15 protein-coding genes and 1 tRNA gene are annotated in these 20,904 nt (G+C 59.7%); 12 read left to right on the forward strand and 4 right to left on the reverse strand.

Annotated elements, in window-relative coordinates; all coding sequences use genetic code 11:
- Positions 1-155: 155 nt before the first annotated feature.
- The 4 genes from KVG91_RS10555 to KVG91_RS10570 all read left to right on the forward strand — a co-directional run bounded on the left by KVG91_RS10555 (position 156) and on the right by KVG91_RS10570 (position 6,315).
- Positions 156-2,078: a PrkA family serine protein kinase gene (locus KVG91_RS10555; RefSeq protein WP_024077722.1), complete on the forward strand. Its 1,923-nt coding sequence runs from the start codon at positions 156-158 to the stop codon at positions 2,076-2,078.
- Positions 2,079-2,191: 113 nt separating this feature from the next.
- Positions 2,192-3,463, forward strand: coding sequence for a YeaH/YhbH family protein (locus KVG91_RS10560; protein ID WP_169376830.1), 1,272 nt, complete (start codon positions 2,192-2,194; stop codon positions 3,461-3,463).
- Positions 3,460-5,022 carry a SpoVR family protein gene (locus KVG91_RS10565; RefSeq protein WP_169376831.1) on the forward strand — a complete coding sequence of 521 codons (1,563 nt, stop codon included), beginning with the start codon at positions 3,460-3,462 and terminating at the stop codon, positions 5,020-5,022. Before KVG91_RS10560 ends, KVG91_RS10565 begins: the two co-directional genes overlap by 4 nt.
- Before the next feature lie 63 nt (positions 5,023-5,085).
- A complete protein-coding gene (locus KVG91_RS10570) occupies positions 5,086-6,315 on the forward strand; it encodes a multifunctional CCA addition/repair protein (RefSeq protein WP_169376832.1) in 1,230 nt (409 codons plus the stop codon).
- Here KVG91_RS10570 and folK read toward each other — a convergent pair.
- Both folK and folB read right to left on the reverse strand, forming a co-directional pair.
- On the reverse strand, positions 6,310-6,828 hold the full coding sequence (folK, locus tag KVG91_RS10575; protein WP_169376833.1) for a 2-amino-4-hydroxy-6-hydroxymethyldihydropteridine diphosphokinase: 519 nt from the start codon (positions 6,826-6,828) through the stop codon (positions 6,310-6,312). The two genes, KVG91_RS10570 and folK, sit on opposite strands and share 6 nt — an antisense overlap.
- Positions 6,819-7,172: a dihydroneopterin aldolase gene (folB, locus tag KVG91_RS10580; RefSeq protein WP_169376834.1), complete on the reverse strand. Its 354-nt coding sequence runs from the start codon at positions 7,170-7,172 to the stop codon at positions 6,819-6,821. Before folB ends, folK begins: the two co-directional genes overlap by 10 nt.
- A gap of 74 nt (positions 7,173-7,246) precedes the next feature.
- Here folB and plsY point away from each other — a divergent pair, with 74 nt between their 5' ends.
- Entirely contained in the window at positions 7,247-7,816 is a 570-nt protein-coding gene (gene plsY / locus KVG91_RS10585) for a glycerol-3-phosphate 1-O-acyltransferase PlsY (RefSeq protein ID WP_169376835.1), read from the forward strand.
- A gap of 33 nt (positions 7,817-7,849) precedes the next feature.
- On the opposite strand, the gene tsaD is transcribed toward plsY, so the two are convergent.
- Positions 7,850-8,875: a tRNA (adenosine(37)-N6)-threonylcarbamoyltransferase complex transferase subunit TsaD gene (tsaD, locus tag KVG91_RS10590; RefSeq protein WP_017739515.1), complete on the reverse strand. Its 1,026-nt coding sequence runs from the start codon at positions 8,873-8,875 to the stop codon at positions 7,850-7,852.
- A gap of 202 nt (positions 8,876-9,077) precedes the next feature.
- Between tsaD and rpsU the strand changes: the two genes are divergently transcribed.
- The 5 genes from rpsU to KVG91_RS10615 all read left to right on the forward strand — a co-directional run bounded on the left by rpsU (position 9,078) and on the right by KVG91_RS10615 (position 17,584).
- Positions 9,078-9,293, forward strand: a complete 216-nt coding sequence (gene rpsU, locus KVG91_RS10595) for a 30S ribosomal protein S21 (protein WP_002551877.1) — start codon at positions 9,078-9,080, stop codon at positions 9,291-9,293.
- A gap of 446 nt (positions 9,294-9,739) precedes the next feature.
- The gene (gene dnaG / locus KVG91_RS10600; RefSeq protein ID WP_169376836.1) at positions 9,740-11,710 is read left to right on the forward strand and encodes a DNA primase; all 1,971 of its coding nucleotides are present in this window, start codon (positions 9,740-9,742) and stop codon (positions 11,708-11,710) included.
- 67 nt (positions 11,711-11,777) lie between these two features.
- Positions 11,778-13,628 carry an RNA polymerase sigma factor RpoD gene (gene rpoD / locus KVG91_RS10605; RefSeq protein ID WP_169376837.1) on the forward strand — a complete coding sequence of 617 codons (1,851 nt, stop codon included), beginning with the start codon at positions 11,778-11,780 and terminating at the stop codon, positions 13,626-13,628.
- Positions 13,629-13,748: 120 nt separating this feature from the next.
- A complete protein-coding gene (locus tag KVG91_RS10610; RefSeq protein WP_169376838.1) occupies positions 13,749-17,492 on the forward strand; it encodes an EAL domain-containing protein in 3,744 nt (1,247 codons plus the stop codon).
- Between the two features lie 15 nt (positions 17,493-17,507).
- Positions 17,508-17,584, forward strand: a tRNA-Ile gene (locus KVG91_RS10615).
- A 157-nt stretch (positions 17,585-17,741) separates the two neighbouring features.
- On the opposite strand, the gene KVG91_RS10620 is transcribed toward KVG91_RS10615, so the two are convergent.
- Complete coding sequence (locus tag KVG91_RS10620) at positions 17,742-18,320, reverse strand: hypothetical protein (protein WP_169376839.1); 579 nt, start codon at positions 18,318-18,320, stop codon at positions 17,742-17,744.
- Positions 18,321-18,590: 270 nt separating this feature from the next.
- On the opposite strand from KVG91_RS10620, the gene KVG91_RS10625 reads away from it, so the two are divergent.
- Complete coding sequence (locus KVG91_RS10625; RefSeq protein ID WP_169376853.1) at positions 18,591-19,037, forward strand: Lrp/AsnC family transcriptional regulator; 447 nt, start codon at positions 18,591-18,593, stop codon at positions 19,035-19,037.
- A 145-nt stretch (positions 19,038-19,182) separates the two neighbouring features.
- Positions 19,183-20,901 carry a flavin monoamine oxidase family protein gene (locus KVG91_RS10630; RefSeq protein ID WP_169376840.1) on the forward strand — a complete coding sequence of 573 codons (1,719 nt, stop codon included), beginning with the start codon at positions 19,183-19,185 and terminating at the stop codon, positions 20,899-20,901.
- The last annotated feature ends 3 nt before the right edge of the window (positions 20,902-20,904 follow it).

The raw sequence follows: 20,904 nt of genomic DNA on the forward strand, positions 1-20,904 counted from the left end.
CCGAATCAGGGGAGAGCCGGTACACCGGCGCGCGGGTCATCGGTAGCGTTTCAGGGTGTTTGGGGGGAAAACAGCCATTGGCATGCGTCAATGTCTGCCAGCATCGACTGATTGACCCGGCGTCGGCTCCACGTATCGAGCGAGGTGACGACGTCATGAGTATCTTTAGCCACTTCCAACAACGCTTCGCGTCCACACAGCAGGAGGAACTCACGCTTCAAGAGTACCTTGAGCTGTGCAAGCAGGACCGCAGCACCTATGCGTCTGCCGCCGAACGCCTGCTATTGGCGATTGGCGAGCCGGAGCTGGTAGACACCTCGAACAATTCGCGCCTGTCGCGGATATTTTCCAACAAAGTGATCCGTCGCTATCCGGCCTTTGAAGACTTCCATGGCATGGAAGAGTGCATTGACCAGATCGTCTCCTACTTCCGTCATGCCGCCCAAGGCCTGGAAGAGAAGAAACAGATCCTCTACCTGCTCGGCCCCGTCGGCGGCGGCAAGTCGTCCCTGGCCGAAAAACTCAAGCAACTGATCGAGAAGGTGCCCTTCTACGCAATCAAGGGCTCGCCGGTGTTCGAGTCGCCCCTGGGCCTGTTCAACGCCACGGAAGATGGCGCAATCCTCGAAGAAGACTTCGGCATTCCGCGGCGCTACCTCAACACCATCATGTCGCCCTGGGCCACCAAGCGCCTGGCCGAGTTCGGCGGTGACATCAGCCAGTTCCGCGTGGTGAAACTCTACCCCTCCATCCTCAACCAGATCGGCGTGGCCAAGACCGAACCGGGCGACGAGAACAACCAGGACATCTCGGCGCTGGTGGGCAAGGTCGATATCCGCAAACTCGAAGAATTCCCGCAGAACGACGCCGATGCCTACAGCTACTCGGGTGCGCTGTGCCGGGCCAACCAGGGCCTGATGGAATTCGTCGAGATGTTCAAGGCCCCGATCAAGGTGCTGCACCCACTGCTCACCGCAACCCAGGAAGGCAACTACAACAGCACCGAAGGCCTGGGCGCGATTCCGTTCACCGGGATCCTGCTGGCTCACTCCAACGAATCGGAATGGCACACCTTCCGCAACAACAAGAACAACGAAGCCTTCATCGACCGCATCTACATCGTCAAGGTGCCGTACTGCCTGCGGGTCAGCGATGAAATCAAGATCTACGACAAGCTGCTGTTCAACAGTTCCCTGGCCAAGGCCCACTGCGCGCCCGATACCTTGAAGATGCTCGCCCAGTTCACCGTACTGTCGCGCCTCAAGGAACCGGAGAACTCGAATATCTACTCGAAGATGCGCGTCTACGATGGCGAAAACCTCAAGGACACGGACCCCAAGGCCAAGTCGATCCAGGAATACCGCGACACCGCCGGCGTGGATGAGGGCATGAACGGCCTGTCGACGCGCTTTGCGTTCAAGATCCTGTCCAAGGTTTTCAACTTCGACCCTCACGAGATCGCCGCCAACCCCGTGCACCTGCTCTATGTGCTGGAACAGCAGATTGAACAGGAGCAATTCCAGGCGGAAACCCGCGAACGCTACCTGCGCTTCCTCAAGGAATACCTGGCGCCGCGCTACATCGAGTTCATCGGCAAGGAAATCCAGACCGCATACCTGGAATCCTACAGCGAGTACGGCCAGAACATCTTCGACCGCTATGTGCTGTACGCCGACTTCTGGATCCAGGACCAGGAATACCGCGACCCGGAAACCGGCGAGATCCTCAACCGCGTGGCCCTCAACGAGGAACTCGAGAAAATCGAGAAACCGGCCGGCATCAGCAATCCGAAGGATTTCCGCAACGAAATCGTCAACTTCGTGCTGCGCGCCCGGGCCAACAACAACGGCAAGAACCCGACCTGGCTCAGCTACGAGAAGCTGCGGGTGGTCATCGAGAAGAAAATGTTCTCCAACACCGAAGATCTGCTGCCCGTTATCAGCTTCAACGCCAAGGCCAGCAAGGAGGATCAGCAAAAACACAACGACTTCGTCACTCGAATGGTCGAGCGCGGCTACACCGACAAACAGGTACGGCTGCTCTCCGAGTGGTACCTACGGGTCCGGAAATCGCAGTAAGGCAGCGACAGGCATACGCTGCCGGGCCATTGGCCTGGCAGCCGACCGCTTGTCTCTAAGCTTCCAGCTCGCGGCTTGAAGCTTGTAACGTGAAGCTGCCCGGAGGGCTCCCCATGAGCTATGTGATCGACCGACGCCTCAATGGCAAGAACAAAAGCACGGTAAACCGCCAGCGTTTCCTGCGGCGTTACCGTGGCCACATCAAAAAGGCCGTCGAAGAGGCCGTCAGCCGCCGCTCCATCACCGACATGGAGCATGGCGAACAAATCAGCATTCCCGGACGGGACATCGACGAACCGGTGCTGCACCACGGTCGCGGCGGCAAGCAGACCGTCGTGCATCCGGGTAACAAGGAGTTCACCACCGGTGAGCACATCCAGCGCCCCCAAGGTGGTGGCGGCGGCAAGGGTCCGGGCAAGGCGGGCAATTCCGGCGAAGGCATGGACGAGTTCGTGTTCCAGATCACCCAGGAGGAATTTCTTGAGTTCATGTTCGAGGACCTGGAGCTGCCCAACCTGGTCAAGCGCCACCTGACCGGCACCGACACGTTCAAGACCGTGCGCGCCGGGATCAGCAACGAGGGCAATCCGTCCCGTATCAATATCATCCGCACCTTGCGTTCAGCCCATGCCCGACGTATTGCGTTGTCGGGCAGCAGCCGCGCCAAATTGAAGGAAGCCAAAGAAGAATTGGCGCGCTTGAAGCGCGAGGAACCGGACAACTTCGGTGATATCCAGCAAATCGAAGCTGAGATCGAAAAACTCAGCGCGCGCATCCATCGCGTGCCGTTCCTCGATACCTTCGACTTGAAGTACAACCTGCTGGTCAAGCAACCCAACCCCAGCTCGAAGGCAGTAATGTTCTGCCTGATGGACGTCTCCGGCTCCATGACCCAGGCCACCAAGGATATCGCCAAGCGCTTCTTTATCCTGCTGTACCTGTTCCTGAAGCGGAACTACGACAAGATCGACGTGGTATTCATCCGCCATCACACCAGCGCCCGGGAAGTGGACGAAGAAGAGTTCTTCTACTCGCGGGAGACGGGGGGCACCATCGTTTCCAGCGCCCTGAAGCTGATGCAGGAAATCATGGCCGAGCGCTACCCCGCCAACGAATGGAACATCTACGCCGCCCAGGCTTCGGACGGTGACAATTGGAACGACGACTCGCCTATTTGCCGCGACATCCTGATCAACCAGATCATGCCGTTCGTGCAGTACTACACGTACGTTGAAATCACCCCCCGTGAGCACCAGGCCCTGTGGTTCGAATACGAGCGCATCGGCGAAGCCTTTGCCGATACGTTCGCCCAACAGCAACTGGTCTCGGCCGGCGATATCTACCCGGTCTTCCGTGAACTCTTCCAGCGCAGGTTAGTGACATGACCGCCAAAAAAGAGCATAAGCGCCAACCGATTTCCACAGGATCCGAGTGGACCTTTGAACTGATCCAGGCCTATGACCGGGAAATAAGCCGCATCGCGGCAGGTTATGCCCTGGACACCTATCCCAACCAGATCGAAGTGATCACCGCCGAGCAGATGATGGATGCGTACGCCTCCGTCGGCATGCCACTGGGGTATCACCATTGGTCCTATGGCAAACACTTCCTCAGCACGGAGAAGTCCTACACCCGTGGCCAGATGGGCCTGGCGTACGAGATCGTGATCAACTCCGACCCTTGCATCGCCTACCTGATGGAAGAAAACACCATCTGCATGCAGGCGCTGGTGGTGGCTCATGCCTGCTACGGGCACAACAGCTTCTTCAAGGGCAACTACCTGTTCCGCACCTGGACCGATGCCAGTTCGATCATCGACTACCTGGTGTTCGCCAAGCAGTACATCATGCAATGCGAGGAACGCCACGGCATCGATGCGGTGGAGGACCTGCTCGACTCCTGCCATGCGCTGATGAACTACGGCGTGGACCGCTACAAACGCCCGTACCCGATTTCGGCCGAAGAAGAACGCCTGCGCCAGAAGGAGCGCGAGGAGCACCTGCAGAAGCAGATCAACGACCTGTGGCGCACCATTCCCAAGCGCGCCGACAAAAACAACGACAAGGACAATGCGCGCTTCCCCAGCGAACCGCAGGAAAACATCCTCTATTTCCTGGAAAAACATGCCCCGCTGCTGGAGCCCTGGCAACGGGAGATCGTGCGTATCGTGCGCAAGATCGCCCAGTACTTTTATCCACAGCGCCAGACCCAGGTGATGAACGAGGGCTGGGCGACGTTCTGGCACTACACGTTGATGAACGACCTGTACGACGAAGGCCTGGTCACCGATGGTTTCATGATGGAGTTCCTCACCGCTCACACCAGCGTGGTATTCCAGCCCGGCTTCGACAGCCCTTACTACAACGGCATCAACCCTTATGCGCTGGGCTTCGCCATGTACCGCGATATCCGGCGCATGTGCGAACGCCCCACCGAGGAAGACCGCCGCTGGTTTCCGGAAATCGCCGGCAGCGATTGGCTGTCCACCCTCAAGTTCGCCATGAGCAGCTTCAAGGATGAGAGCTTTATCCTGCAGTACCTGTCGCCTCAGGTGATTCGGGATCTCAAGCTGTTCAGCATCCTCGACGACGACCTCAAGGACGACCTGGTGGTGCCGGCCATCCACGATGAGCCCGGCTACCGCACCATTCGTGAGACGCTGGCGGCGCAGTACAACCTGGGCAACCGCGAGCCCAACGTGCAGATCTATAGCATTGATGTGCGTGGCGATCGATCGTTGACCTTGCGTCACCAGCAGCACGACCGCAAACCGTTGGGCGAATCCACCGAGGAAGTGCTCAAGCACCTGCATCGGCTGTGGGGCTTCGACATTCACCTGGAGACCCTGCAGGGCGACCAAGTGATGAAAACCCACCATGTGCCACCGCGCAACGATCATAACGATGACTACGGTCGCCTGGACCTCGCCGTCGTCCATCTCTGAAACGGCAAAGCCTCCATTAGCCACGCACAGACGGTATCCTGTGGCGCTAATGGAGGCTTTTTCATGAAAATTTATAAAGTCGGCGGTGCGGTACGGGACCGCCTCCTGGGCATCCCGGTCACCGATATTGACCGCGTTGTCGTTGGCGCAACTGCCGAAGAGATGCTGGCCAAAGGTTACAAGCCGGTCGGCGCTGACTTCCCGGTGTTCCTGGACCCCAAAAACGGCGATGAATACGCGCTTGCCCGCACGGAACGCAAGAGCGGCCGGGGTTATGGGGGCTTTGTGTTTCACGCCAGCCCCGAGGTCACGCTGGAAGAAGACCTGATCCGTCGCGACCTCACCATCAACGCCATGGCGGAAGACGATGATGGCAACCTGACCGACCCTTATCACGGCAGGCACGATCTTGACGCACGCATTTTGCGCCATGTTTCTCCGGCATTCGCCGAAGATCCGCTACGTGTGCTGCGCGTTGCACGCTTTGCCGCGCGGTACGCACACCTGGGTTTTACCGTGGCGCCAGAAACACTCGAACTGATGCGTGAGCTCAGTGCGTCCGGCGAACTGGAAGCCCTGACGCCGGAGCGCAGCTGGAAAGAAATCTCCCGAGCGCTGCTGGAAGACCGGCCCCAAGTCTTTATCCAGGTGCTGCGCGACTGCACTGCACTGAAAATCTTGATGCCCGAGGTCGATGCGCTGTTCGGCGTGCCGCAGCCCGAAGCGCATCACCCTGAAATCGACACCGGCGTACACACCTTAAGCGTGCTGGAACAAGCCGCCCGGCACAAACAGCCACTGACTGTGCGCTGGGCCTGCCTGCTGCACGACTTGGGTAAGGGTGTGACGCCTGTGGATAAGTGGCCGCAGCACATCGCCCATGAACACCTGGGTTTAAAGCTGATCAAGGCCGTCAACGAGCGCTTCAAAGTACCCAAGGACTGCCAGGAATTGGCGCTGCTGGTGGGCCAATATCACACCCATGGCCACCGGGCCCTGGAGCTGAAAGCCTCGACGTTGCTGGAGTTGCTGCAGAGTTTCGACGTTTACCGGCGACCGCAGCGCTTTGAAGAGTTTGTGGTTGCCTGCGAGATGGATGCCCGAGGCCGCAAGGGCCTGGAACTGAGAAGTTATCCACAGGCGGATTACCTGCGCGGCGCGGCACAGGCCGCACGCGAAGTCGCCGTAGCGCCGCTGCTGGAGAAAGGCTTCAAAGGCCCGGAACTGGGGGAGGCACTCAAGCGCGAACGGCACAAGGCATTGAAGGCCTACAAGGAACGGCATTCCCTATAGGAACGCATCCGGCGTCAGTTGCCGGCCCTGCCACTCGAAACCGACAGGCGCCAGCACCTGGTCAATCTGCGCATCGCGCCACAGCTCAGCCAGGGTCTTGCCCACTTCAGGGTGCACACGCTCCGGCGCCATCAACGACAGTGGCCACAGTACAAAGGCGTTCTTGAGGATTTCTGCACGCGGCAGGATCAAACCATCGAAGTTGCCCACCAGGTCGCCATACAGCAACACATCGATATCCAGCGGCAGGCCCTTGCGGTCTGGCGCATAGCGGCCGTTATCGGCCTCGATGAATTTCAACCGGCGATCCAGTTCCATCAATGGCAGGTCGGTATAAGCCGACACCACCAGGTTGAAGAACGGACCGCTCTTGATGCCCACCGGCTGGCTTTCGAACACGGGCGAGCAACGCACATCGGTCAAGAAACTTGCCAGCGCATCAAGGCCGGCACGCAGATGCGACTCGCGCTCAATGTTGCTGCCTAGGCCAAGGTAAACCTGAGTTAGCGGCATCCGCGCTCGATCTCCACACCCACACCCTTGGCAGCCGGCACGGCACCTGGCTTGGTCAACTTGAGGTGCAGCCAGGGAATCTGGAATTCACTCATCAGCACTTCGGCCAGGCGCTCGGCGAACGTCTCGACCAACTGGTACTGGGCTTGTTCGGCAAAGGCCTGGATACGAGCGGATACGCTGGCGTAATCCAGCGCCAAGGTCAGGTCGTCACCCGCGGCGGCCGGGCGGTTGTCCCAGGCGAAGCTCAGGTCCAGGCGCAGGCATTGGCGGATTCCGCGCTCCCAGTCGTAGGCCCCGATCACGGTGTCGACTTCCAGGCCTTCGATAAACACTCTGTCCAAGCACTCTTCTCCGCAGCACGACAAGGGCGCGATGCCCCGTTAGAATCAGGGCGTCCTCGCCCGGAATAGTTAGCATGTTTTGGTCACTGGCGACTTTCGCCTACCTGCTCGGCTCGCTGTCCTTCGCCATTTTGCTCAGCCGCCTGACGGGAAATCCCGATCCGCGAATGAGTGGCTCAGGCAATGCCGGCGCCACCAATATGTTGCGTCTGGCCGGCAAGAAACTCGCCGTACTCACGTTGCTGGGCGACGCGTGCAAAGGCTTGTTGCCCGTGCTGATCGCCAGCCTCGCCGGCCTTACCCTGCAACAACAGGCCTGGATCGGCGTATGCGCCGTCCTCGGCCACCTGTTCCCACTGTACTTCCGTTTTCGCGGCGGCAAAGGCGTCGCCACGGCAGCCGGCATGTTGCTGGGAATTTATCCCCCGGCGGCCTTGCTGGCCCTACTCGGCTGGCTACTGACGTTCTACTTGACCCGCACCAGCTCACTCGCCGCCTTGATCGCGACTCCGCTCACCCTGCCGCTGCTGGCCTGGCAAGAACCGGCGGCGCTGCTGCCGATGAGCGTGCTGACACTGCTGATCGTGTGGCGCCACCGAGGCAATTTACGCGACCTGTTTGCCGGGCGCGAACGGCATTTTTAAATACCTTCGGCGAGCCCGGCTCACGCTTGGGCGTTACAGCGGCGACAACTGCTCCATCGGCCAGCGCGCCTGCACACTGATCGCCAGGCTTTCGTGCTGACCCGCCTGCAAGCGTTGGCAACCGGCATAGGCGATCATCGCACCGTTGTCGGTGCAGAACTCGGGCCGGGCGTAGAACACATCGCCTTTCATGTCACCGAGCATTTTTTCCAGTGAAGTGCGCAAGGCCTTGTTGGCGCTGACACCGCCAGCGATCACCAGGCGCTTCATGCCCGCCTGTTTCAGGGCGCGCTTGCACTTGATGGTCAAAGTCTCCACCACGGCCTGCTGGAACGCCAGTGCGATGTCGCAACGGGCTTGCTCACTGTCGTCCCCGGCGCTGACGCTGTGCTGCCAGGTGTTCAGCGCAGAGGTCTTCAAACCACTGAAACTGAACATCAGGCCAGGGCGATCGCACATCGGGCGCGGGAAGGTGTAGCGGCCGGCAACGCCTTTTTCGGCGAGACGCGCGATTTCCGGGCCACCGGGATAATTGAGGCCCATCATCTTCGCGGTCTTGTCGAATGCCTCGCCCGCGGCGTCGTCCAGTGACTCACCCAACAGGGTGTATTGGCCGATGCCATCCACTTGAACCAGCTGCGTATGGCCCCCTGAAACCAACAAAGCGACGAACGGGAACTCAGGGGGTGTTTTTTCCAGCATCGGCGCCAATAAATGGCCTTCCATATGGTGCACGCCGAGGGCGGGAATGCCCCAGGCGAATGCCAGCGCCTGGGCGCAAGAGGCCCCAACCAGCAGGGCTCCGACCAATCCAGGGCCCGCGGTGTAGGCGATGGCGTCGATCTCTGTCGGCACGCAGCCGGCCTCATCCAGCACCTGGCGGATCAGCGGCAGCATGCGTTTGACGTGATCACGGCTGGCCAGCTCCGGCACCACACCGCCATAGGCACGGTGCAGGTCGATCTGGCTGAACAGCGCATCGGCCAAGAGCCCGCGTTCACTGTCGTAAAGTGCGACACCGGTTTCGTCGCAGGAGGTTTCAAGTCCCAGTACTAGCATGGGTTTTCGCCTTGTAGAGGCTAGATTCGAAGGCGCGCATAATAGTCGCCGCTCCCCCTCCCGACTAGCGGTTTTCGATCAGAGGCTTTGCATTCCGGGCAATGAGGGGTTAACATCCGCAACCCTTAAAAACCGACGACCTCAGCCGCGAATTTTTTGCGACGAGAACGTTGATCCCGGTAATGAAAGAAGGTAGCTCTGGATGCCAGCCGTCAAAGTTAAAGAGAACGAACCCTTCGACGTAGCTCTGCGTCGTTTCAAGCGCTCCTGCGAAAAAGCCGGTGTACTGGCTGAAGTTCGTAGCCGCGAATTTTACGAGAAGCCAACGTCTGAGCGTAAGCGTAAAGCAGCAGCCGCTGTTAAGCGTCACGCCAAGAAAGTTCAGCGCGAACAGCGCCGCGCCGTTCGTCTGTACTAATACACAGACGTTCGTAGCAAGCTTCTGCCAAGCCCGGCCCTCAGCCGGGCTAATGGCATTTGCGGATATCGCTTGATGTTTCACTGTTGACGCCGCACATGCGACTGAAACACCTGCTTCACACGTCAGGACTGGCGCTTCTGCCAGCGGTGCACGTCTCTTCTGACGAGCCTATCAAGGCTACTGACGAGCACACTCATTTTTCAAGCAGGCGATCAACTGTATCGGCTGTGCCCGATAATGCGCTTCCGAGGCCCGCCATTGGCCAAGACCGGATGCCGGGGCAATATTTCCATGCCGAAAACCTGATTGAAATTAACGTCAGCGAATGCGCGGCAGATACACTTCCTGTAAGCCCAAGCGGGCATTTGATGATCGAGCCACACGATGCGTGCGCTTGAATACTTGATGGGCCCTCATTTACACGCAGTGATGACGAGAACGCCATGGCCGGGCTGATTCCCCAGAGCTTTATTGACGACCTTCTGAACCGCACCGACATCGTCGATGTTGTCAGCTCGCGCGTGCAACTGAAAAAAGCTGGCAAGAATTACACCGCCTGCTGCCCGTTCCACAAGGAAAAAACTCCATCGTTCAGCGTCAGTCCCGACAAGCAGTTCTACTACTGCTTTGGTTGCGGCGCCGGCGGTAACGCCCTGGGGTTTCTCATGGACCACGACAACCTGGACTTCCCCCAGGCTATCGAGGACCTGGCGAAAGCGGCGGGCATGGAAGTGCCCCGCGAAGAAAGTGGCCGCCCGCACAAACCGCGACAACCCACCGATTCGCCGCTCTACCCGCTGCTGACCGCTGCTGCCGACTTCTACCGCCAGGCGCTTAAAAGCCACCCACAGCGCAAAGCCGCCGTCGATTACCTCAAGGGCCGTGGCCTCACGGGTGAAATCGCGCGTGACTTCGGCCTCGGTTTCGCCCCGCCCGGTTGGGACAACCTGTACAAGCACCTGAGCAGCGACACCCTCCAGCAAAAAGCCATGATCGATGCCGGCCTGCTGGTGGAAAACGCCGAAACCGGCAAACGCTATGACCGTTTCCGCGACCGCGTGATGTTCCCGATACGGGACAGCCGTGGCCGCATCATCGCCTTTGGTGGCCGGGTGCTGGGGGACGACAAACCCAAGTACTTGAATTCGCCGGAAACCCCGGTGTTCCACAAGGGCCAGGAACTCTACGGCCTGTTTGAAGCACGCAAGAACAACCGCAACCTCGACGAGATCATCGTGGTTGAAGGTTATATGGACGTGATCGCGCTCGCTCAACAGGGCCTGCGCAACGCCGTGGCCACGCTCGGCACCGCCACCAGCGAAGAACACATGAAGCGCCTGTTTCGCGTGGTGCCCAGCGTGCTCTTCTGCTTCGACGGTGACCAAGCCGGCCGCAACGCCGCCTGGCGCGCGCTTGAGGCAACACTGTCGAGCCTGCAGGACGGGCGTCGTGCACGCTTCCTGTTCCTGCCCGAAGGCGAAGACCCGGACACCCTGGTGCGCTCCGAAGGCACCGACGCATTCCGCGCGCGCATCAATCAACACGCACAGCCGCTGGCGGACTATTTCTTCCAGCAACTGACCGAAGAGGCTGACCCGCGCTCCCTCGAAGGCAAGGCCCACATGGCCACCCTCGCGGCACCGCTGATCGACAAAGTCCCCGGCGCCAACCTGAAATCGCTGATGCGCATGCGCCTGCTGGAAATCACCGGCTTGAGCGGCGAGGCCGTCAGCCAGTTGGTGCATAACGCACCGCAAGATGCCCCGCCGGCGTACGACCCAGGCATGGATTACGACGCCATGCCGGACTATTCCGACTTCCACCAACCGCAGGAGGCCTATGCGCCCCAGCAGGAGTGGACACCGAAAAAGCCCGGCGCCGGCGGCAAGAAATGGGACAACAAACCCTGGAGCAAGAACGGCAAGCGTGGCGATCGCGACGAATCCTACGCGCCGAGAACGCCGGTGGCCGTTGAAGCGCCAACGCTTATTGCGCTGCGTACGCTCATCCATCACCCGCAGCTGGCGGGCAAGGTTGAGAGCGCCGACCATTTTGCTAACGCGAGCAATACTTATGCCCAGGTGCTGATCGCCTTGATCGAGGCGGTACAGAAAAATCCCAAGCTAAACTCAATTCAGCTGATGGCACGCTGGCACGGCACCGAACAAGGCCGACTGTTGAAAGCCCTCGCGGAAAAGGAGTGGCTAATTGACGGCGACAACCTTGAACAACAGTTTTTAGACACCATTAATAGGTTATCCGCGGGTCAGCACACACAGACCCTCGATGAGCTCATCAAGCGAGCAAGACAGCCGGATTTATCGGCTGAAGAGAAAATTCAGATAGCAAAACAGATGCGCGACCTCTTAAAACAGAACGTTTGCGCATCAAACCCGACCTCAGCTGGCGTGTGAGGTCATAGCTCGGGTATAATCCTCGGCTTGTTTTTTGCCCGCCAAGACCTTCAGTGGATAGGGTGTTATGTCCGGAAAAGCGCAACAGCAGTCTCGTATCAAAGAGTTGATCGTTCTCGGTCGTGAGCAGGGTTACCTGACTTACGCGGAGGTCAACGACCACCTGCCTGAGGATATTTCAGATCCAGAGCAGGTGGAAGACATCATCCGCATGATTAACGACATGGGGATCAACGTATTCGAAGCTGCGCCAGATAAGGATTCCCTTATGCTGGCGGACGCCGATACCGACGAGGCTGCCGCTGAAGAAGCGGCTGCCGCGCTGGCCGCTGTGGAGACCGATATCGGTCGTACCACCGACCCTGTGCGCATGTATATGCGTGAAATGGGTACCGTCGAGCTGCTGACACGCGAAGGCGAAATCGAAATCGCCAAGCGTATCGAAGAGGGCATCCGTGAAGTGATGGGCGCAATTGCGCACTTCCCTGGCACGGTTGACCATATTCTCTCCGAGTACACCCGAGTCACCACCGAAGGCGGTCGCCTGTCCGACGTGCTGAGTGGCTACATCGACCCGGACGACGGCATCGCGCCGCCTGCCGCCGAAGTGCCGCCGCCTGTCGACCCGAAAGCCGTTAAAGCCGACGACGAAACCGAAGACGACGATGCTGAAGCCAGCAGCGACGACGAAGATGAAGTTGAAAGCGGTCCGGATCCGGTCGTGGCTGCCCAGCGTTTCGGTGCGGTTTCCGATCAGATGGAAATCACCCGCAAGGCGCTGAAGAAGCACGGCCGTTCCAACAAGCTGGCAATCGCCGAGCTGGTTGCCCTGGCTGAGCTGTTCATGCCGATCAAGCTGGTGCCCAAGCAATTCGAAGGCCTGGTCGAGCGTGTCCGCAGCGCCCTTGAGCGCCTGCGTGCACAAGAGCGTGCGATCATGCAGCTCTGTGTCCGTGATGCGCGCATGCCGCGTGCCGACTTCCTGCGCCAGTTCCCGGGCAACGAAGTCGACGAAAGCTGGACCGACGCACTGGCCAAGGGCAAGGCGAAATACGCCGAAGCCATCGGTCGCCTGCAACCGGACATCATTCGTTGCCAGCAAAAGCTGATCGCACTGCAGACCGAGACCGGCCTGACGATCGCCGAGATCAAGGACATCAACCGTCGCATGTCGATCGGTGAGGCCAAGGCCCGCCGCGCGAAGAAAGAGATGGTCGAAGCCAACTTGCGTCTGGTGATCTCCATCGCCAAGAAGTACACCAACCGTGGCCTGCAATTCCTCGATCTGATCCAGGAAGGCAACATCGGTTTGATGAAGGCTGTGGACAAGTTCGAATACCGTCGCGGCTACAAGTTCTCGACTTATGCCACCTGGTGGATCCGTCAGGCGATCACTCGCTCGATCGCCGACCAGGCCCGCACCATCCGTATTCCGGTGCACATGATCGAGACTATCAACAAGCTCAACCGTATTTCCCGGCAGATGTTGCAGGAAATGGGTCGCGAACCGACCCCGGAAGAACTAGGCGAACGCATGGAAATGCCTGAGGATAAAATCCGCAAGGTATTGAAGATCGCCAAAGAGCCGATCTCCATGGAAACCCCGATTGGTGATGACGAAGACTCTCACCTGGGTGACTTCATCGAAGATTCGACCATGCAGTCGCCAATCGATGTCGCCACTGTTGAGAGCCTTAAAGAAGCGACTCGCGACGTACTGTCCGGCCTCACTGCCCGTGAAGCCAAGGTACTGCGCATGCGTTTCGGCATCGACATGAATACCGACCACACCCTTGAGGAAGTCGGTAAGCAGTTTGACGTGACCCGCGAGCGGATCCGTCAGATCGAAGCCAAGGCGCTGCGCAAGTTGCGCCACCCGACGCGAAGCGAGCATCTGCGCTCCTTCCTCGACGAGTGATACCAAAACCCCCGGCCCAGGCCGGGGGTTTTGTTTTCTACAGATAAAACCCCGCGCCAGATCCCTCCCCCAAAAGCCCGTCTACACTCGAAACATTCCCCGTGCCATAACGAGACCGTTATGCCCAGACTGCCGGCTGTGTGTTTGCTGTGGCTGCTGACCTGGACCGCAACGGCTGGCGCGTTGACGTTCAATGATGATGAGCGTGCCTGGCTGGCGGACCATCAGGAGCTGCGGCTGGGGGTGGATGCCTCATGGCCACCTTTTGAATACCGTGATGAAGAGGGCCGCTACCAAGGTTTGGCGGCGGATTACATCCGTTTGATCCAAGACCGCCTAGGCGTGAGGATCAAGCTTATCGAACCGCCCGCCTGGGGTGCTGTTCTGGAGATGGCACGGAACAATCAGCTGGATCTCATATCCAGCATCATGTCGACACCGGAGCGACAGAACTACCTGGCATTCACACGCCCCTACATTGACTTCCCGATGGTCATCCTTGCGCACGAAGGCGGTGCTCGTCCGCGCAATCTCAAGGACCTCTACGGACTGAAAGTTGCGGTGGTCGAGAACTATTCCCCTCACGAACTGCTGCGTACCCACCACCCCGACCTTAATCTGGTGGCATTGCCCAACGTCAGCTCGACCCTGCAAGCACTGGCCACCGGTGAAGTCGACGCCGTGGTCAGCGACTTGGCTTCGACGGTGTGGAACCTGCGCGAGCTCAAGCTCGACGGCTTGTACGTCAGTGGCGAGACGCCTTACCGCTATCAACTGGCGATGGGCGTGCCCCGCAACGACAAAATGCTGGTGGGCATCCTGGACAAAGTGTTTGCCGACCTGAGCCCGGAAGAAACCAACGCCATCCAGCGGCGCTGGGTCGGCAGCTTCACCGACCACCGCAGCTTCTGGGAAGACTTATTGCTGTACGGCCTACCGGCGGTTTTGCTGTTGACCACCGTATTGGCCATCGTGATCCGGATCAATCGCCGGCTCAGTTCGGAAATTGCCCGCCGCGTCGCCCTCGAACAGGAACTGCGCAGCAGCGAATATCACTATCGCGGCCTGGTGGAGAGCCTGTCCGCCATCGCCTGGGAAGCCAGCGTTGCCGATTTCACCTACAGCTATGTGTCACCCCACGCCGAAGACCTGCTGGGGTACCCCCGCGCCCACTGGCTGATTCCAGGTTTCTGGCGCAACATCATTCATCCCGCCGACCGGACCCGCACCGAAGCCTACTGTTACCGAGAAACCCGTGCCAACCGTGACCACAGCGTTGATTACCGCGTGATCACCGCCGATGGCCGCTGCTTATGGGTACGGGACATCGTCAGCCTGATCGAGCACGGCCACCAGCCCGTATTGCGCGGCTTGATGATTGACATCAGCGAGGCCAAGCGCACCGAGGAAGCCTTGCAACTGTCCGAGCAAAAATTTGCCTCGGTGTTCCAGCAATGCCCGGATATGTTGGTGATCGCGCGACTGTCCGATGGCTGCCTGCTGGAGGTGAACAAGGCATTTGAGGACCAGATCGGCCTGGGTGCCGAGTGCGTGATCGGCAGAAGAATCACCGAGTTGGATATCTGGGACATTCAAGGCGTTGGCCCTGACTTGCTGCAGCGGATGCAGACCACCAGCATCCGCAACCTGGAAATGCCCTTCCTGCGCAGCAATGGCCAGGCCTTTACCGGGCTGATTTCTGCCGAGCCGTTTCAACTTGATACCACGCAAGCCATCGTGGTGGTGGTGCGCGACATCACCCAACTCAAGGAAACCCAGCAGCTGCTGCAAACTTCCGAAGAGAAATTTGCCAAGGCCTTCCACGCTTCTCCCGATGGGCTGCTGCTGAGCCGACAACGGGATGGCCTGTTGATTGAAGTGAACGACGGCTTCACTCGAATCACCGGTTTTTCCAGCGCCGCATCGCTCGCCCAATCGACGCTGGACCTGGGCATCTGGGTCGATCTCAATGAACGCAAACACCTGCTGGAAACGATGCAGCGCGATGGCTTTGTGCGTGACTACATCTGCCATATACGGCGCAGCGACGGGCAGATTCGGCTCTGTGAAGTGTCCAGCCGCCCAATGAGCATTGGCAATGAGGAATGCATGCTGACCATCGCGCGGGACATTACCGAACGCCAGTTGATGCAGGAAAAACTGCAACAGGCTGCCACGGTGTTCGAGAGTACGGCCGAAGGCGTCTTGATCACCGATATCCGCCAGAACATCAGCGCAGTCAACCGCGCCTTCACCGAGATCACCGGCTACAGCGAGGCCGAAGCCCTCGGCCAAACACCCCGTCTGCTTGCCTCCGGCCTGCATGACAGCGCCTTTTATGCCGCCATGTGGCATCAACTGGCCGCACGGGGCCACTGGCAGGGTGAGATCTCCAATCGGCGCAAGAGCGGTGAGCTGTTCCCCAGTTGGCTGACCATCAGCGCCGTGCGCGACCGCGACGAGGTGATCACCCACTTCGTCGCCGTGTTTGCCGACATATCCAGCCTCAAGCTGGCCCAGGCCCGCCTCGACTACCAGGCGCACCACGACCCGCTGACCGGCCTGCCCAACCGCACGCTGTTTGAAAGTCGGCTGCAGGCCGCCCTCAACGGACACCAGGAAACCGGCAAGCAAGGCGCCGTACTGTTTCTGGACCTGGACCGTTTCAAGCACATCAACGACAGCCTCGGCCATCCGATAGGCGACTTGCTGCTCAAGGGCATCGCCGTGCGCCTCAAGGAGCAACTGCGTGACATTGACACCGTTGCGCGCCTGGGCGGTGACGAATTCATCATCCTGCTCCCCGGCCTGCAGCACGCCAACGACGCCGAGTACCTGGCCAATAAACTGCTGGCCTGCTTCATCCCCCCCTTCCAGGCGGGCGAACACGAGTTCTTTATCAGCGCCAGCATTGGCACCAGCCTGTACCCCCAGGACGGCACGGATGTCGCCACGCTGGTCAAGAACGCCGATGCCGCGATGTATCGCTCCAAGGCCAAGGGCCGTAACCGGGTCGAAAGCTACACCAGCGATCTCACCGCGCAAGCCAACGAACGCCTGGCACTCGAACACGAATTGCGCCGCGCCATCGAGCGCGATGAACTGAGCCTGTACTACCAGCCCAAACTCAGCCTGGCCACCCAGGAACTGATCGGTGCTGAAGCGCTGATCCGCTGGCGCCACCCCACCTTTGGCGACGTGCCGCCCGAACACTTCATCGCCCTGGCCGAAGAAAACGGCATGATCCTGCAGATCGGCGACTGGGTACTCGAACAAGCCTGCCGACAACTGCATGCCTGGCAAGGCACCTTCGACGACTTCGGCCCGCTGTCGGTCAACCTGGCGGGTGCCCAATTGCGCCATCCCGGCTTGCTGGATCGCATCGAACAACTGCTGCGCGACTACCGGCTCGACCCAGGCCGCCTGCAACTGGAGATCACCGAAAACTTCATCATGAGCCAGGCCGAAGAAGCGTTGCAGGTCCTGCACCAACTCAAGGATTTGGGCGTACAGCTCGCCATTGACGACTTTGGCACCGGTTATTCGTCCTTGAGCTACCTCAAGCGCCTGCCGCTGGACTTCCTGAAAATCGACCAATCCTTCGTCCGCGGCCTGCCCGACGACCCCCACGACGCCGCCATCGTGCGCGCCATCATCGCCCTGGGCCATAGCATGCAATTCACCATCATCGCCGAAGGCGTGGAGAACACCGCGCAACAGGCTTTCCTGGCTGCCGAAGGCTGCGAACAGATGCAAGGCTACATCGTCAGCCTGCCGCTACCGCCCGAGCTTTTTGCCGCGACGTTTCTTCGTATGAGCATTGAGGATTTTTCGGATGGCACAGCGGGGAAACCATCGTTATAATCCGCGACCTGTTAAGGGCCTATAGCTCAGTTGGTCAGAGCAGAGGACTCATAATCCTTTGGTCCACGGTTCAAGTCCGTGTGGGCCCACCAACTCCAAAGCCGCGCATTGCGCGGCTTTCGCGTTCTTGGCGGAACCATCGCGGCTACCTTCGACGATTCGAGCTTGGAATCGGGATGAACTCGCCTACTGTCAGAGTTGACAGTATTGCGTCAAAAAACGGATTAAACGCATGCGGTGTGCACGCGTTCAGGGATGGCTCGTTGCGGCCTCTTCGACTCGCCGGCAGAATTGCGGATAGAACGCCTGGGCGTTCATGCCCCGGCAAGCGTCGTTGATCTGCGCCAGGGCGGCCGGGCTGAATGACAGGCTGCGCGGCGTGCTGGCGAAGTTGAAGTAACCATCCTGCTGGGTCTTGACGGCATCGACCCCCGGCATGTCGTACACCAATCCCACATCATCATCGGCGAGCATTCGCGCTCTGACGGTCACTTGGGTGTACGCCTTTCCTCCTGGCGCGCCGTTCAGCGCCGCCAGTGCGTGGCCGACGGTACGCAGCATGTCCGGGGCCCAATCGTCGACCTCCTCGGCGGGCGTGGCTGGACGGTAGAAAACGGTCAGAGCTTGCTGGTCTCGCGTGACCTGCGTCAGGGCCGGGTCATAACGCTTGATGCGGTGCTCGATGGTCAGCCAGGTCTTTTGCGCGTCGCTGGCGTCGTCGGCAAGTTCCGGGTTCAACGGGCCACGCTGGCACTCGCTGACGCCGAAAACTATGAGCATGCCCGTCAGAATGACCGCGAGGGCGCCTCCACCGATTTGTACGTTCATGGCGTTACTCTGCTGAAAGGAAGCTGCACTGTATTCGATAGCAGTATTGCTGTACGGGGGAGAAGCCTATTTCTCGCTCTGATACCCAGGCTTACATAGGCTACGCGAAACGCTAATAGCCTTTTAGTATCACGCACAAAACTCATAATATTTTCGTCCTCGGTTCAAGTCCGTGCGGGCCCACCAAACAAGAAAGCCGCGCATTGCGCGGCTTTTGTGTGTCTGGAAGTCTGTAACATGCTCCCTATCACCGCCAAACCGGAGCTCGCCTTGCCCGCCCTAGACGAAATCGACCGCCAACTCATCGCCGCCCTGCAGCTCAACGCCCGCGAAAGCGTGGCCATGCTTGCCCGGCAACTAGGCATCGCGCGCACCACCGTAACCTCACGCTTGGCGCGCCTGGAGAAAACCCAGGTCATCACCGGTTACGGCGTGCGTCTCGGCAAGCGCGTGGTGGATGGCGGTTTGCAGGCGTACGTCGGCATCACTGTGCAGGCGCGCTCGGGCAAGGAAGTGCTGCGTCGGCTCAGCGCCATGGCGCAGGTACAGCAGTTGTGCGCGGTCAGTGGCGAGTTTGACTACGTTGCCTGGCTGCGCACGGATTCGCCGGAACAGCTCGACCAATTGCTCGACCAGATCGGCAGCGTGGACGGTGTGGAAAAAACCACCACGTCGATCATCCTCAGCAACAAATTGGATCGTGGACAATCAATCTGACCAGGCATCTCGTCGTTATGACTGAAATCAATTCAATCCGACGACACATTGCGTCTTAATAACGAACGCTACGCTCCCTAAACTGGCTGCCATCTTTTCCTATACTCAGCGGGTCACGTCCGCCCAGTCGCCAGTAAGGTCAGCCATGAGCATTCCGTCCAGCACCCTCGCCAAGCCCCATCGCCACCCGGTCGACGGTCAGAAGCCCATCACCATCTTCGGCCCGGATTTCCCGTTCGCCTTTGATGACTGGATCGAGCACCCTGCTGGCCTGGGCAGCATTCCTGCCGCCAACCATGGTGCGGAAGTGGCGATTGTCGGCGCGGGGATCGCGGGCCTGGTGGCCGCTTACGAGTTGATGAAGCTGGGCCTCAAGCCGGTGGTGTATGAAGCCTCGAAAATGGGCGGCCGCCTGCGCTCCCAGGCGTTTGAAGGCGCCGAAGGCATCATCGCCGAGTTGGGCGGGATGCGTTTCCCGGTGTCGTCCACCGCGTTCTATCACTACGTGGACAAGCTGGGCCTGGAAACCAAACCGTTTCCCAACCCGCTGACTCCGGCGTCGGGCAGCACGGTGATCGACCTCGAAGGCCAGACTCACTACGCACAGAAACTCTCCGACTTGCCCGCACTGTTCCAGGAAGTGGCTGACGCCTGGGCCGATGCGCTGGAAGCCGGCTCGCAGTTCGCCGATATCCAGCAAGCCATCCGCGACCGTGACGTGCCGCGCCTCAAAGCGCTGTGGAACACGCTGGTGCCGCTGTGGGACGACCGCACCTTCTATGACTTCGTCGCCACTTCGAAGGCCTTCGCCAAATTGTCATTTCATCACCGCGAGGTGTTTGGCCAGGTGGGTTTCGGCACCGGAGGCTGGGACTCGGACTTCCCTAACTCGATGCTGGAAATCTTTCGCGTGGTGATGACCAACTGCGACGACCACCAGCACTTGATCGTCGGCGGCGTTGCCCAGGTCCCCATGGGTATCTGGCGCCATGTCCCGGAGCGCTGCGCCCACTGGCCGGCCGGTACCAGCCTCAGTTCGCTGCACCGCGGCGCGCCACGGGCCGGGGTGAAACGCATCGCCCACGCCGCCGATGGCCGTTTTGCAGTGACCGACACCTATGGCGACACCCGCGAATACGCCGCCGTGCTGACCACCTGCCAGAGCTGGCTGCTGACCACCCAGATCGAATGCGACGAAACCCTGTTCTCGCAGAAGATGTGGATGGCCCTGGACCGCACCCGCTACATGCAATCGTCAAAAACCTTTGTGATGGTCGATCGTCCGTTCTGGAAAGACAAAGACCCGGAAACCGGCCGCGACCTGATGAGCATGACCCTCACCGATCGCCTCACCCGTGGTACCTACCTGTTCGAAAACGGAAAGTACGACAACGGTGACGACAAACCAGGCGTGATCTGCCTGTCGTACTCGTGGATGAGCGACGCGCTGAAAATGCTGCCGCAGCCCATCGATAAACGCGTGAAGCTGGCCCTCGACGCACTGAACAAGATCTACCCGAAAGTCGATATCAAGGCGCGCATCATCGGCGACCCGATCACGGTGTCGTGGGAAGCCGACCCGCATTTCCTCGGCGCCTTCAAGGGCGCCCTGCCCGGCCATTATCGCTACAACCAGCGTATGTATGCGCATTTCATGCAGAAGGACATGCCCGCCGAACAGCGTGGGATTTTTATCGCCGGTGACGACGTCTCCTGGACGCCGGCATGGGTCGAAGGCGCGGTGCAAACCTCGCTGAACGCGGTGTGGGGCATCATGAATCACTTCGGCGGCAGCACTCACCCCGAGAACCCGGGGCCGGGCGATGTATTCGATGAAATCGGGCCGATCGCCCTGCCTGAATAAGGA

It is taken from the genome of Pseudomonas azadiae (genome assembly GCF_019145355.1).
Classification (GTDB): domain Bacteria; phylum Pseudomonadota; class Gammaproteobacteria; order Pseudomonadales; family Pseudomonadaceae; genus Aquipseudomonas; species Aquipseudomonas azadiae.